Source organism: Tabrizicola sp., assembly GCF_051645465.1.
Taxonomy (GTDB): Bacteria; Pseudomonadota; Alphaproteobacteria; order Rhodobacterales; family Rhodobacteraceae; genus Tabrizicola.
In genome coordinates, this window is sequence record NZ_JBOFBI010000259.1 from 1 (window position 1) to 12,765 (window position 12,765).

Annotated in this window: 11 protein-coding genes; 10 read left to right on the forward strand and 1 reads right to left on the reverse strand. The window is 64.4% G+C overall.

Features of this window, described 5'->3' with window-relative positions; genetic code table 11:
• The first annotated feature begins 140 nt into the window (after window positions 1-140).
• The 4 genes from acsF to ACRCSW_RS16840 all read left to right on the forward strand — a co-directional run bounded on the left by acsF (window position 141) and on the right by ACRCSW_RS16840 (window position 3,914).
• Window positions 141-1,238, forward strand: a complete 1,098-nt coding sequence (gene acsF / locus ACRCSW_RS16825) for a magnesium-protoporphyrin IX monomethyl ester (oxidative) cyclase (RefSeq protein ID WP_438706806.1) — start codon at window positions 141-143, stop codon at window positions 1,236-1,238.
• An 82-nt stretch (window positions 1,239-1,320) separates the two neighbouring features.
• Window positions 1,321-2,148 carry a putative photosynthetic complex assembly protein PuhE gene (gene puhE / locus ACRCSW_RS16830; protein WP_438706807.1) on the forward strand — a complete coding sequence of 276 codons (828 nt, stop codon included), beginning with the start codon at window positions 1,321-1,323 and terminating at the stop codon, window positions 2,146-2,148.
• Window positions 2,149-2,152: 4 nt separating this feature from the next.
• Complete coding sequence (gene hemA, locus ACRCSW_RS16835; protein WP_438706808.1) at window positions 2,153-3,367, forward strand: 5-aminolevulinate synthase; 1,215 nt, start codon at window positions 2,153-2,155, stop codon at window positions 3,365-3,367.
• A gap of 88 nt (window positions 3,368-3,455) precedes the next feature.
• Window positions 3,456-3,914, forward strand: a complete 459-nt coding sequence (locus ACRCSW_RS16840; RefSeq protein ID WP_438706809.1) for a c-type cytochrome — start codon at window positions 3,456-3,458, stop codon at window positions 3,912-3,914.
• Window positions 3,915-3,994: 80 nt separating this feature from the next.
• Here ACRCSW_RS16840 and ACRCSW_RS16845 read toward each other — a convergent pair whose 3' ends face one another.
• Window positions 3,995-4,924, reverse strand: coding sequence for a LysR family transcriptional regulator (locus ACRCSW_RS16845; protein ID WP_438706810.1), 930 nt, complete (start codon window positions 4,922-4,924; stop codon window positions 3,995-3,997).
• Between the two features lie 137 nt (window positions 4,925-5,061).
• Here ACRCSW_RS16845 and chvE point away from each other — a divergent pair, with 137 nt between their 5' ends.
• From chvE to ACRCSW_RS16875, 6 genes are all read left to right on the forward strand, one after another.
• Window positions 5,062-6,132, forward strand: coding sequence for a multiple monosaccharide ABC transporter substrate-binding protein (gene chvE / locus ACRCSW_RS16850; RefSeq protein WP_438706811.1), 1,071 nt, complete (start codon window positions 5,062-5,064; stop codon window positions 6,130-6,132).
• A 62-nt stretch (window positions 6,133-6,194) separates the two neighbouring features.
• The gene (gene mmsA, locus ACRCSW_RS16855) at window positions 6,195-7,748 is read left to right on the forward strand and encodes a multiple monosaccharide ABC transporter ATP-binding protein (RefSeq protein ID WP_438706812.1); all 1,554 of its coding nucleotides are present in this window, start codon (window positions 6,195-6,197) and stop codon (window positions 7,746-7,748) included.
• On the forward strand, window positions 7,749-8,921 hold the full coding sequence (gene mmsB / locus ACRCSW_RS16860) for a multiple monosaccharide ABC transporter permease (protein ID WP_438706813.1): 1,173 nt from the start codon (window positions 7,749-7,751) through the stop codon (window positions 8,919-8,921).
• An 8-nt stretch (window positions 8,922-8,929) separates the two neighbouring features.
• Window positions 8,930-9,898: an AraD1 family protein gene (gene araD1, locus ACRCSW_RS16865; RefSeq protein ID WP_438706814.1), complete on the forward strand. Its 969-nt coding sequence runs from the start codon at window positions 8,930-8,932 to the stop codon at window positions 9,896-9,898.
• 10 nt (window positions 9,899-9,908) lie between these two features.
• The gene (araD, locus tag ACRCSW_RS16870) at window positions 9,909-11,654 is read left to right on the forward strand and encodes an L-arabinonate dehydratase (RefSeq protein ID WP_438706815.1); all 1,746 of its coding nucleotides are present in this window, start codon (window positions 9,909-9,911) and stop codon (window positions 11,652-11,654) included.
• A 133-nt stretch (window positions 11,655-11,787) separates the two neighbouring features.
• Window positions 11,788-12,708, forward strand: a complete 921-nt coding sequence (locus ACRCSW_RS16875) for a Gfo/Idh/MocA family protein (protein ID WP_438706816.1) — start codon at window positions 11,788-11,790, stop codon at window positions 12,706-12,708.
• Window positions 12,709-12,765: the final 57 nt, after the last annotated feature.

Here is a 12,765-nt window from a genome sequence, read left to right on the forward strand (position 1 = left end):
GCCTTTGGCGATGTGATCGTCGAACGCCGGAACGCAACGATCACCCGGGCCACGCCGCTGGAACGCTGGTGGACCCGCCTGACCGGCGATCTGGAGTTCATGGAGCTTTGTGAATTCTCCTTCAGCGAGGAGTTGCTGACATGAAAGACCAACTCGATACCACACATGGCGAGCTGCATTCCGAACTGGCCGGACAGTTCGACACCACCGCGATGGCCACCGAGACCACTCTTCTGAACCCGCGGTTTTACACCACCGACTTCGACGAGATGGACCGCATCGACGTGACCCCGGTGCGCAAGGAATGGGACGCTCTTCTGGAGCGTATGAAATCCGACCCGAACAAGGGCCATTTCAAGAAGAACGCCGACTGGGACGACGTCGACTGGGAGGGCATGGACCCGGCTCTGCGGACCGAATTCATCGACTTTCTGGTGTCGTCCTGCACGGCCGAGTTTTCCGGCTGCGTCCTTTACAAGGAAATGAAGCGCCGCGGCACCAACCCCGATATCTGCGAGCTTTTCAGCTACATGTCCCGCGACGAGGCCCGCCACGCCGGCTTCATCAACGACGCGCTCCGCGAGGCGGGGGTGGCCGTGAACCTTGGCTTCCTGACCAAGGCGAAGAAGTACACCTACTTCCGCCCGAAGTTCATCTACTACGCCACCTACCTTTCCGAAAAGATCGGCTACGCCCGCTACATCACCATCTTCCGGCATCTGGAGGCGCACCCCGAGCACCGCTTCCACCCGATCTTCAAGTGGTTCCGCGAATGGTGCAACGACGAGTTCAGCCATGGCGAGGCCTTCGCGCTTCTGATGCGCACCGACCCGAAACTGACCCAGAGCTTTGCCAACAAGCTCTGGATCAAGTTCTTCCTTGTAGCGGTCTATTCGACGATGTGGGTCCGCGACCACGCCCGGAAGGACTTTCACAAAGCGCTCGGCGTCGACATCGACTGGTATGATCAAGAGGTCTACCGCAAAACCTCGACCATCGCGAAGCAGGTCTTCCCGATGGAAATCGACATCGACCATCCGGCCTGGATTCCGACACTCCGCCGGATGAACGCCGCGATGATCGACATGGAGCGGGGGAAGCGGAAGGGCGGTCTAACAGGGCGCCTTTCCCATGCCACCGCCTCGGCCCGCGCGATGCTCGCCTTTGCTCGGCTCTACCTGATCCCGGTCAAGCACAGCACACCGCCCGTCAGCGTGCGGCTGGAGCCTGCGTATTGACCGGTAACTGCCATACCATCGCTTCGGCGGTGGGTACGGTGCGGGATGGGCGCGTCCTGGCACCTGGTGCGGCACCTCTGTCATGGGGGTGCCGCACTTGACCAATCCGTGGATCGTCGCACTTTCGGCCGTCTTCGTCTGGTGGGCCTCTACCGGCGCGATCCTCTGGCGCGTGCGCCGCGCCGATCTCGGCGGGCCGGACGATCACCTCTGGTCGGTTCTTCTGGGTCTTCCGCTTCTGGTAGGTGGCGCGGCCGGCGCACATGCATCGGTCGACCACCTTACCGTATCGGGCGTCTACGGCGGGTTCCTCTCGGCGCTCGCGCTCTGGGGCTGGATCGAGCTGGCGTTCCTGTCGGGCGTCCTGACCGGCCCCACGCGTGAGCCCTGCCCACCCAAGGCGCGGATGCCAGAACGACTGTGGCGGGCGGTAGGCACGATCCTCTGGCACGAATTCGCCCTGATCGCGGGCCTCCTTGTGCTGACCCACCTGACGCTCGGTCAGCCAAACCCCTTCGCCGCCCTGACCTTCGCGACACTCTTCTTCGCCCGTATCTCGGCCAAGCTGAACCTCTTCTTCGGCGCCCCGCGCATCAACACCGAATTCCTGCCCCGCCCGCTTGCGCATCTGGCGAGCCATTTCCGTAAAGCCCCGATGACGGCACTTCTGCCCGTCTCGATCCTGGCGCTAGCCATAGCGACCCTCCATTGGGCCACCCAGGCGGCCTGGGCAGCCGACGACGCCCCCTTCATCGGCTATCTCTTGCTTGCCGTGCTGACCGCCCTTGCCCTGATCGAGCATCTCTTCATGGTCCTGCCGATCCCCGACCAGAAGCTCTGGCGCTGGATGCTGCCCGAAGCGGCCTCCACCGCATCTCCTCCTGCCCCAAGCAACTTGCCAGGAAAGTAGACCGATGGACTTCAACAGCTACTTCCACGACCGTCTTGACGCTCTGAAATCCGAAGGCAACTACCGCGTCTTCGCCGATCTGGAAAAGCGCTGCGGCAGCTTTCCGCGGGCCGAGCGGCATAGACCGGATGGGTCGAAGGAAAGCGTGACGATCTGGTGCTCGAACGACTATCTCGGCATGGGTCAGCACCCGCTCGTGGTCGAAGCGATGATCGAGGCGGTGAAGACCTGCGGGACCGGGGCGGGTGGCACGCGCAATATCTCGGGCACCAACCACCACCATGTCATGCTGGAAGCCGAGCTTGCCGATCTGCATGGCAAGGAAGCGGCGCTCCTTTTCACCTCTGGCTATGTCTCGAACTGGGCGGCGCTTTCCACGCTTGGCAGCCAGATCCCGAACGCGGTGATCCTGTCGGACGAAAAGAACCATGCCTCGATGATCGAGGGCATCCGCCACTCCCGCGCCGACAAGGTCCTGTGGAAGCACAACGACTGGCGCGACCTTGACCGCAAGCTTCACGCCGTCGGCGACCGGCCGAAGATCGTGGCCTTCGAGTCTGTCTATTCCATGGACGGCGACATCGCCCCCATCCGCGAGATCGTCGAGGTCTGCGAGGCCCACGGCGCGCTCAGCTATATCGATGAGGTCCACGCGGTCGGCATGTACGGCCCCCGCGGCGGTGGGGTCAGCGAGGAACGTGGGCTTGCCGATCGGATCGACGTGATCGAGGGCACGCTCGGCAAGGCCTTCGGCGTCGTCGGCGGATATGTCACGGGCCGGACGGAGCTGGTCGATTTCATCCGCAGCTTCGCGAGCGGCTTCATCTTCACCACCGCCCTCCCCCCAGCCGTGGCGGCAGCGGCGCAAACCTCGGTCCGTCACCTCAAGCAGTCCTCCACCGAACGCACCCGCCAGAAAACCAACGTCGCCCAGGTCCGCGCCCAGCTCGACGCCCGCGGGATTCCGCATATGCGCAATGACAGCCACATCATCCCGGTGATGATCGGCGACCCGGTGAAATGCCGGATGATTTCGGACATGCTGATGGCCGATTGGGGCATTTATGTGCAGCCGATCAACTACCCGACCGTGCCGAAAGGCACCGAGCGGCTGCGGATCACCCCAGGCCCCCTTCACAGCGCCGAAGACATCGGCCACCTCATCGACGCCCTCTCCGCACTCTGGCAGCGCTGCGCCATTGCCCATGCCGTGGCATAGGGGCGGATCACAGCGAAGTCTTGCCAACCCACTTGCCTTTTCAAAGCCGCGGCCCAGTTGGTTGGGTCGCAAATACCCGGAGGAACCCATGAAACTAAGCTTCACTGCCGCTGTTCTGGCCCTTGTCGCGGCCCCCGCGCTGGCACAGGACGCCCCGACCGGCGACGTTGCCGCGGGCGAGAAAGTCTTCGCGAAATGCCAGACCTGCCATGTCATTGCCAATGAGGCGGGCGAAGTCCTGGCCGGCAAGAACTCGAAGACCGGCCCTAACCTGTACGGCCTTCCCGGCCGCGCGTTGGGCACCTATCCCGAATTCAAGTACGGCGAGTCGATCGTGGCACTTGGCGCCGGTGGCGCGGTCTGGAACGAAGCAGACTTCGTGGCCTACGTCGCTGATCCGGTCAAGTTCCTGAAGGAAAAGTCCGGCGACAAGGCGGCGAAGTCGAAGATGAGCTTCAAGCTGCCGAAGGAAGAGGACGCCAAGAACGTCTGGGCCTTCATCGCATCGCTTTCACCCGCCGCCGGAGCGGCTCCAGCGACCGAGTGACGCCGGACTTCTGACCAGCACCCCCTTGCCGGTTCAAGCATGTTAACCGGCAAGGGGCTTGGTGGTAAGAAAACATCCGCTCAGGCCAGCGCAACGACGGCATCCGCAAGCCGCTGAGCCGACGGCGTCAGGCGTGAGCCGATGCGCGTGACCAGGCTGAAAGGCGCAACGGTCAGGCCAAGGTCAATCGGAAGCGACACGAACGGCACCGAGGGGTTGCCCGACAGGCTATCGACAACCGGCGTCGCAAGTGGAGCGATCGCGTCGCTGTTGTTCAGCAAAGCCAGAGTGAACAGGAACGACGAGGTCGAAATCCGTCGCTGCGGGATCGGCAGGCGAAGCTCGGCAAGCCGGGCCATCACCGTCTGAGTCAGCAGCGTCTCATCGTCGCCCATCACCCAGTCATACCGCAGAAGATCGTCCACCGTGATCCGCGGCTGCAGAAGGACCGGATGACCGCGCCGTACCACCAGCGACAAAGGCTCGCCCGCAATCCCCCGTCCCTCCAGCTGCGTTTCGCCAGCGCTCAGGCGCGCGAGCGCGAAGTCCAGCCGGCCATCGCGCAGCTGTTCGCAAAGGTGCACCGATGTCGCCACCGTCACTTCCGCGCGAAATCCGGGAGTGATGCGCTGAAGCTCGATCAGCGCCGGAAGGACCAGGCTCAGCGCCGGGCCGGTGACCGCCCCCACCCGCACAATACCTGCCCTGCCGGTGGCAGCCTCGGCAACCTCGCGCGCTGCGTCGGAAAGCTCGATCTGGATGCGCGCCGCGCGCCTTGCAAGCGCCTCGCCCACCTCTGTCAGCTTCAGACCCCGCCCCTGCCGTTCGTGCAGCGACAACCCCAGCATCTCCTCCATCTCGGCCAGAAGCCGCGAGGCCGCCGGCTGCGCAATGCCGATCCGGGCCGCCGCCAGCCCCAGCGCGCCAGACTCGCGAAGCTCCGCCAGAAGCCGCAGCTGCACTGGCTTCAGCTGGCGCAGTTGCGAGATCAGCGGAGAGGTCTGAATCATGGCTATTTCGATATGACTAGACGCATATCTGCCATTTGACAGATATATGACTTCTCCGCAATCTGCGCCTCGTCCGCAACCAAGGGCCAGAAGCGCGCCCGATGCGGATGCAACCAGAATTCCTTGGGAGGAAACCAATGATCTTGACCCGCCGCGGCCTCATGGCCCTCGCTGGCTCTACGGCTGCCCTGGCAGCACTGCCCGCCTTCGCCCAAGACAAGGGCACCATCGGCATCGCGATGCCCACCAAATCCTCGTCGCGCTGGATTTCGGACGGTGAGTCGATGGTCAAAGCCTTCACCGAAGCAGGCTATGCCACCGATCTGCAGTATGCCGAGGACGATATCCCGACGCAGCTGGCGCAGATCGAGAACATGATCACCTCGGGCGTCAAGGCGCTGGTGATCGCGGCCATCGATGGCACCACGCTGTCGAACGCGCTCGACAATGCGGCCGCGCAGGGCATCAAGGTCATCGCCTATGACCGTCTGATCCGCGAAAGCGGCTCGGTCGACTACTACGCCACCTTCGACAACTTCAAGGTCGGCGTCCAGCAGGCCGAAAGCCTGGTCGCGGGCCTGAAGGAACGGTTCGGCGACGTGAAGCCCTGGAACGTCGAGCTCTTCGGCGGCTCGCCCGACGACAACAACGCCTTCTTCTTCTACGACGGCGCCATGTCGGTCCTGCAGCCGCTGATCGACGCGGGCGATATCGTCATCCCGTCGGGCCAGATGGGCATGGACGTGGTCGGCACGCTTCGCTGGGACGGCGCGGTGGCTCAGGCCCGGATGGACAACCTTCTGTCCTCGAACTACGGCGACAAGGCGCTGCATGGCGCGCTTTCGCCCTATGACGGGCTGTCCATCGGCATCCTGTCGTCGGTCAAGGGTGTCGGCTACGGCTCGGGCGACCTGAAGATGCCGATCGTCACCGGCCAGGACGCCGAAATCCCATCGGTCAAGTCGATGATCGCGGGCGAGCAGTATTCGACGATCTTCAAGGACACCCGCGAACTTGCGAAAGTGACCGTGAAGATGGTCGATGCCGTGCTTGGCGGCGGCGAGCCGGAAATCAACGACACCTCGACCTACGACAACGGCGTCAAGGTTGTGCCGTCCTACCTCTTGGAGCCGGTCTCTGTGAACCTTGCCAACTACGAAGAGGTTCTGGTCGGTTCGGGCTACTACACAGCCGACCAGCTGCAGTAAGCTGATCCGATAGGACCCGTCCGCGCCAGCCTCGCGCGGGCGGGTACCCCTGGGGAGGGTAGATGACGACGCTTCTTGAAATGCGGGAGATCTCGATGGTCTTCCCAGGCGTGAAGGCGCTTGACCGGGTAAGCCTGACGGTCGAGTCCGGCGAGATTCACGCGATTTGCGGCGAGAACGGTGCCGGGAAGTCCACGCTGATGAAGGTCCTGTCAGGCGTCTACCCGCATGGCAGCTTTGACGGCGATATCACCTATGACGGCACCCCCCTGCGCAACAGGACCATCCGCGACAGCGAGCACAGGGGCATCATCATCATTCACCAGGAACTCGCGCTGATCCCGCTTCTGTCGATCGCCGAGAACCTGTTCATGGGCAACGAAGTGGCGTCAGGCGGTGTAATCTCCTGGCCCCTCGCGTTCAAGAAAACCGAAGAGCTTCTGCGCCGCGTCGGCCTGAACGAACCCCCCGGTGCGGTGGTTGGCAAGCTTGGCGTCGGCAAGCAGCAGCTGATCGAGATCGCGAAGGCCCTGTCGAAGAACGTGCGCCTCCTGATCCTCGACGAACCCACCGCCGCCCTGCAAGAGGCTGACGCCGACCGGCTTCTGGCCCTGATGCTGGAACTGAAGGCGCAGGGCGTGACCCAGATCATGATCAGCCACAAGCTGAACGAAATCAGCCGGGTCGCCGACCGCATCACCGTGATCCGCGACGGCGCCACGGTTTCGACGCTCTCGAAAGCCGATATCTCCGAAGACCGCATCATCCGCGACATGGTGGGCCGTGACATGGCGCACCGCTACCCCGACCGCGAAAGCCATCCGGGCGAGGTGCTGTTCGAGGTCAAGGACTGGTCCTGCTGGCACCCCGAACAGACCGGACGGCAGATGATCAAGCAAGTCTCGCTGAACGTCCGCAAAGGCGAAATCGTCGGGATCGCGGGCCTCATGGGCACCGGCCGGACCGAACTTGTCATGTCGATCTTCGGCAAAAGCTACGGCAAGGGACATCAGGGCGAGGTCCGGATGCACGGGCACGCCGTCGACGTCTCGACCGTCGCCAAAGCCGTGGCGGCCGGGATTTCCTACGTCACCGAAGACCGCAAGGCGCTTGGCCTGATCCTGGACGAGCCGCTCCTGCGCAACATCAGCCTTGCGAACCTTGCCAGCATTGCCCGCCGATCGGTCCTCGACAAACGGCGTGAGGCGCAGGTTGCCGAAGGTTACCGCAAGCAGCTGGCGATCCGCACCCCCAGCGTGCAGCAGAAGGTGGTGAACCTCTCGGGCGGCAACCAGCAGAAGGTGGTGCTGTCGAAGTGGCTCTTCACCGACCCAAAGCTTCTGATCCTCGACGAACCCACCCGCGGCATCGACGTCGGCGCGAAGTTTGAAATCTACACGATCATGAACCAGCTGGCCGAACAGGGCCGCGGCGTCCTCATGATCTCGTCCGAGATGCCCGAGCTTCTGGGCATGTGCGACCGCATCTATGTGATGAACGAAGGCCGGATCGTGGGCGAACTGACAAAGGGCGAGGCGAGCCAGGAAAAGATCATGGCGCTGATCGTCAAAGCCGTTGGGAAAGGCGTCCGGCAGGACGGGGAGAAGGTGGCCTGAATGTCGGAACCGAAACAGACCTCGCTCGGCGCACACCTCCGCGAAAACGGCATGCTTCTGGCGCTGGTCGCCATCGTCGCGCTGTTCTCGATCCTCGTCTCGGCGCAGGGCAAGCCGATGTTCCTGCAGGCCCCGAACATCACCAACATCTTCCTACAGAACGGCCATGTGATCATCCTGGCACTCGGGATGCTCCTCATCATCGTGGCGGGACATATCGACCTCTCCGTCGGATCGGTCGCCGCCTTCACCGGCGCAGTGGCGGCCTGGCTTACGGTGGACCTGAAGCTGCCGGTCTACGCGGTGATCCCGCTGACGCTGATCGTCGGCGGTCTGATCGGCGCGGCGCAGGGCTATTGGGTAGCCTACTGGCGTATCCCCAGCTTCATCGTGACACTGGCGGGGATGCTGGTCTTCCGCGGCGCCACCCTGTGGCTTCTGGGCGGACAGAACATCGGCCCCTTCCCCAAGGCATTCCAGGCTATGTCATCGGGCTTCATTCCCGACCTGACGGGTTTCATGAAACCGCACGGGCTGACGTTGATCATCGCAGCACTTGCCATTGGCGTCGTCGTCTGGATCGGCCTGCGCGCGCGGCAGCGCGATATGGAGTTCGGCATCACCCCCGAGCCCTCGGGCCTGTTCTGGGGCCGCACGCTGATCATTGCGACGGCCATGGCCTTCGTGGGCTGGCAGCTCGCCAGTTTCCGAGGCTTGCCGAACGTGCTGGTGGTGTTGGCCGTCCTGATCGTGTTCTACGCCTTCTTCACCGAAAACACCGTGCAGGGCAGGCGCATCTACGCGGTCGGTGGCAATGAAAAGGCGGCCAAGCTTTCCGGCATCGGCACCGAACGGCTGGTCTTCTTCTGTTTCGTCAACATGGGCATGCTTGCGGCCCTTGCCGGAATGATGGTCACCGCCCGCCTGAACTCGGCGACACCAAAGGCCGGCACCGGGTTCGAGCTTGACGCGATTGCCGCCGTCTTCATCGGCGGGGCCTCGATGGCGGGCGGCTCGGGCAAGATCATCGGGGTCGTGATCGGCGCGCTGATCATGGGCGTCATGAACATGGGCATGTCGATCCTTGGCGTCGGCATCGATTATCAGCAGATGATCAAGGGGCTGGTGCTGCTCGCCGCCGTGATCTTCGACGTCTACAACAAGAACAAGTGAGACCGTCCATGCATCTGTCCACCGTCAGGGGTGTCGGCGTTGTGGTTCGGGAAGGCACCGAAGCCCGGGCGCTCCGCAACACGGCTTCGGTCTACGAACTCGCCAGCGCGGCCATCGCTGCGGGCCGGACCCTTGGTGAGGAGATCGGCCAGCGCCAGCTTGGCGAAACGGTAGACCTGACGCGCGCAGTCTTCGAGCTGCCGGTCAGCCACCCCGACCCCGCGCATCTGCATCTGACCGGAACCGGGCTGACCCACCTCGGCTCCGCCGCAGCCCGCGACGCGATGCATGCGAAGCTCGCAGGCACCGAAACCCTGACCGACAGCATGAAGATGTTCCGCATGGGTCTCGACGGCGGACGCCCGGCGGCAGGCGAGGTCGGCGCGCAACCAGAGTGGTTCTACAAAGGCACCGGCCACGCCGCCGTGGCCCCCGGTGCAGTGCTTGAAGCCCCCGGCTTTGCCGAAGACGGCGGCGAAGAACCTGAGATCGCAGGTCTCTATCTGATCGGCCCCAATGGCACTCCGCACCGCATCGGCTGGGCGCTTGGCAACGAATTCTCGGACCATGTGACCGAACGGGTCAACTACCTCTGGCTTGCCCATTCCAAGCTGCGCGTAGCCTCCTACGGCCCCGAGATTCTGGTGGGCGACCTGCCCGCCGACATCCGCGGCACCTCGCGCATCATGCGGGGTAAGGCCACGATCTGGGAAAAGCCCTTCCTCAGCGGCGAGGCGAACATGTCCCACACGATCGCCAACCTCGAACACCACCACTTCAAGTACGGCATCTTCCGCCAGCCCGGCGACCTGCACGTGCATTTCTTCGGTACCGCAACCTTGTCCTTCGCCGACGGACTAAAGACGGAAGCTGGAGACACCTTCGAAATCTCCGTCGCCGATTTCGGCCAACCCCTTCGCAACACACTTGGTTTCGCGCCGAAGACCCGCGGCGCGACCAAGGTCCATCCCCTTTAAGGAGCCGTCCATGACCAAGTTCAAACCCGCCGCATGGCCCCGCAAGCTCCGGTCGCAGGAATGGTTCGCGGGCACCTCGAAGGACGCGATCTACCACCGCAGCTGGATGAAGAACCAGGGCCTCCCCGCCGACCTCTTCGACGGCCGCCCGGTGATCGGCATCCTGAACACCTTCAGCGAGCTCAACCCCTGCAACGCGCACCTCAACGACCTCGCCGAACGGGTGAAGCACGGCGTCTACGAGGCAGGCGGCCTTCCCGTCATCGTCCCCGTCTTCAGCGTCAGCGAATCCGGCTTCCGCCCCACCGCGATGATGTTCCGCAACCTCGCCGCCATGGCCGTCGAAGAAACCATCCGCGGCCAGCAGATGGACGGCGTCGTCTGCCTCGTCGGCTGCGACAAGACCACGCCCTCCCTCCTCATGGGCGCGGCCAGCGTCGACATCCCCACGATCATGGTCTCCGGCGGCCCGATGCTGAATGGCTACTTCCGGGGCGAACGCGTAGGCTCCGGCACCCACCTCTGGAAGTTCTCCGAAGCGGTCAAAGCGGGCGAGATGACCGAGGCGGAGTTCGTCGAAGCCGAAGCCTCGATGTCCCGCTCCCCAGGCGCCTGCAACACGATGGGCACCGCCTCCACCATGGCCTCCATGGTCGAGGCCCTCGGCATGACCCTCTCCGGCAACGCCGCCATCCCCGCCGTCGACTCGCGCCGCCGCGTCATGGCCCACCTGACCGGCCGCCGCATCGTCCAGATGGTGAAGGACGACCTCAAACCCTCCGACATCCTCACCCGCGACGCTTTCCAGAACGCCATCCGCACCAACGCGGCCATCGGCGGGTCGACCAACGCCGTCATCCACCTTCTGGCCATCGCCGGCCGCTGCGGCATCGACCTGACGCTGAACGACTGGGACGACTGGGGTCGCAACGTGCCCACCATCGTCAACCTCATGCCCTCCGGCAAATACCTGATGGAGGAGTTCTTCTACGCAGGCGGCCTCCCCGCCGTCATCAAACGCCTGGGCGAGGCGGGCCTTCTGAACAAGGACGCCCTCACCGTCTCCGGCGGCCCGGTCTGGAACGAAGTCAAGGACGCCCGCATCGACAACGACGACGTGATCCTTCCGGCCGACAAGGCCCTCACCCAGTCCGGCGGCATCGTCGTCGTCAAAGGCAACCTCGCCCCTGACGGAGCCGTCCTGAAACCCTCCGCCGCGACCCCGACGCTCATGCAGCACAAGGGCCGCGCGGTCGTCTTCGAGGATATCGACGACTACAAGGCCAAGATCAACGACGAGGCGCTCGACATCGACGAAACCTGCGTCATGGTCCTGAAAAACTGCGGCCCCCGTGGCTATCCCGGCATGGCCGAGGTCGGCAACATGGGCCTCCCGCCCAAGGTCCTGCGCAAGGGCATCACCGACATGGTCCGCATCTCCGACGCCCGCATGTCCGGCACCGCCTACGGCACCGTGGTCCTCCACACCAGCCCCGAAGCCGCGCGGGGCGGCCCGCTGGCCATCGTCAGAAACGGCGACATGATCGAGCTTGACGTGGCCGCCCGCCGCATCCACCTCGACATCCCCGAGGCCGAACTCAAGGCCCGCCTCGCCGCCTGGAAACCGCCAGTCGAACCGCCCACAAGCGGTTATGCCAAGCTCTACCACGACCACGTCGAAGGCGCACACAAGGGGGCCGACATGGACTTCCTCGTCGGCTGCCGCGGCAACGCCGTCGCCCGGGAAAGCCACTGATGAAACGCGCAACAAGCGGCATGCAGACCAACAGCCGGTCCAGAAACCTCCCTCCCCCTCGGTGGGGGAGGGCCGGGGTGGGGGGGCACCACGAAAGGTCTCAGCCTGACACCTCCAGACAGAGGGCCACCCCATGACCCGCACCAAAGTCGCCCTCGTCGGCATCGGCAAGATCGCCATCGACCAGCATGTCCCCGCCCTGAACGCCTCGCCGGATTGGGAACTGGCCGCAACCGTCTCGCGCAAAGGCTCGGTCCCCGGCGTCCCCGCCTTCACCGACTTCGCCACCTTCCTCGCCGAACGCCCGGACGTGCCCGTCGTCTCGCTCTGCATGCCGCCCGCGCCGCGCTTTGACTATGCTCAGGCCGCGCTTCTGGCGGGGCGCCATGTCATGCTGGAAAAGCCCCCCGGCGCAACCTTGGCCGAGGTCCACGCGCTGACAGCTCTCGCCGCCGCAAAGGGCCTCGGCATCTACGCCACCTGGCACAGCCGCATGGCCCACGCGGTTGCTCCGGCAAAGGCTTGGCTGAAGGACAAGACGATCAAAAGCGCCCACATCACCTGGCGTGAGGATGTCCGCAAATGGCACCCCGGCCAGGACTGGGTGTTCGAGCCCGGTGGCATGGGCGTCTTCGATCCCGGCATCAACGCCCTCTCGATCCTGACCGAAGTCCTGCCCCGCCCCGTCCATCTGACCAAGGCGATCCTGGAGTTCCCGTCCAACCGCCAGACACCGATCGCCGCCCGGCTCACCTTCTCGGGCCAGGTCACCGCCGATTTCGACTGGCGTCAGGAGGGCCTGCAGACCTGGGACATCACGGTCGAGACCGACAGCGGCAGCCTCGCCCTGCGGATGGGCGGCAATGTGCTGGAAATCGACGGCAAGGCTGTAGCGGGCGAAAGCACCATCATGGGCGAATACCCCGCCCTCTACGCCCGCATGGCCGAACTGGTCCGCACCGGCACGTCCGACATCGACCTTGCGCCCATGGTCCACGTCGCCGACGCCCTGACCCTCGGCCGGCGCGAGGTCACCGACGCGTTCCAGTTCTGACGCCCTCGCACGCGCCAGCCCACCGTGCCCCACGCGCCCACATCGCCCCTTTCAGCC

Bases quoted from the DNA above. Each gene is read 5' to 3' on its own strand.
- mmsA (WP_438706812.1), top strand. From the start codon at position 6,195: ATGACGACGCTTCTTGAAATGCGGGAGATCTCGATGGTCTTCCCAGGC.
- acsF (WP_438706806.1), top strand. From the start codon at position 141: ATGAAAGACCAACTCGATACCACACATGGCGAGCTGCATTCCGAACTG.
- ACRCSW_RS16845 (WP_438706810.1), bottom strand. From the start codon at position 4,924: ATGATTCAGACCTCTCCGCTGATCTCGCAACTGCGCCAGCTGAAGCCA.
- ACRCSW_RS16875 (WP_438706816.1), top strand. From the start codon at position 11,788: ATGACCCGCACCAAAGTCGCCCTCGTCGGCATCGGCAAGATCGCCATC.
- hemA (WP_438706808.1), top strand. From the start codon at position 2,153: ATGGACTTCAACAGCTACTTCCACGACCGTCTTGACGCTCTGAAATCC.
- mmsB (WP_438706813.1), top strand. From the start codon at position 7,749: ATGTCGGAACCGAAACAGACCTCGCTCGGCGCACACCTCCGCGAAAAC.
- araD (WP_438706815.1), top strand. From the start codon at position 9,909: ATGACCAAGTTCAAACCCGCCGCATGGCCCCGCAAGCTCCGGTCGCAG.
- puhE (WP_438706807.1), top strand. From the start codon at position 1,321: ATGGGGGTGCCGCACTTGACCAATCCGTGGATCGTCGCACTTTCGGCC.
- ACRCSW_RS16840 (WP_438706809.1), top strand. From the start codon at position 3,456: ATGAAACTAAGCTTCACTGCCGCTGTTCTGGCCCTTGTCGCGGCCCCC.
- chvE (WP_438706811.1), top strand. From the start codon at position 5,062: ATGATCTTGACCCGCCGCGGCCTCATGGCCCTCGCTGGCTCTACGGCT.
- araD1 (WP_438706814.1), top strand. From the start codon at position 8,930: ATGCATCTGTCCACCGTCAGGGGTGTCGGCGTTGTGGTTCGGGAAGGC.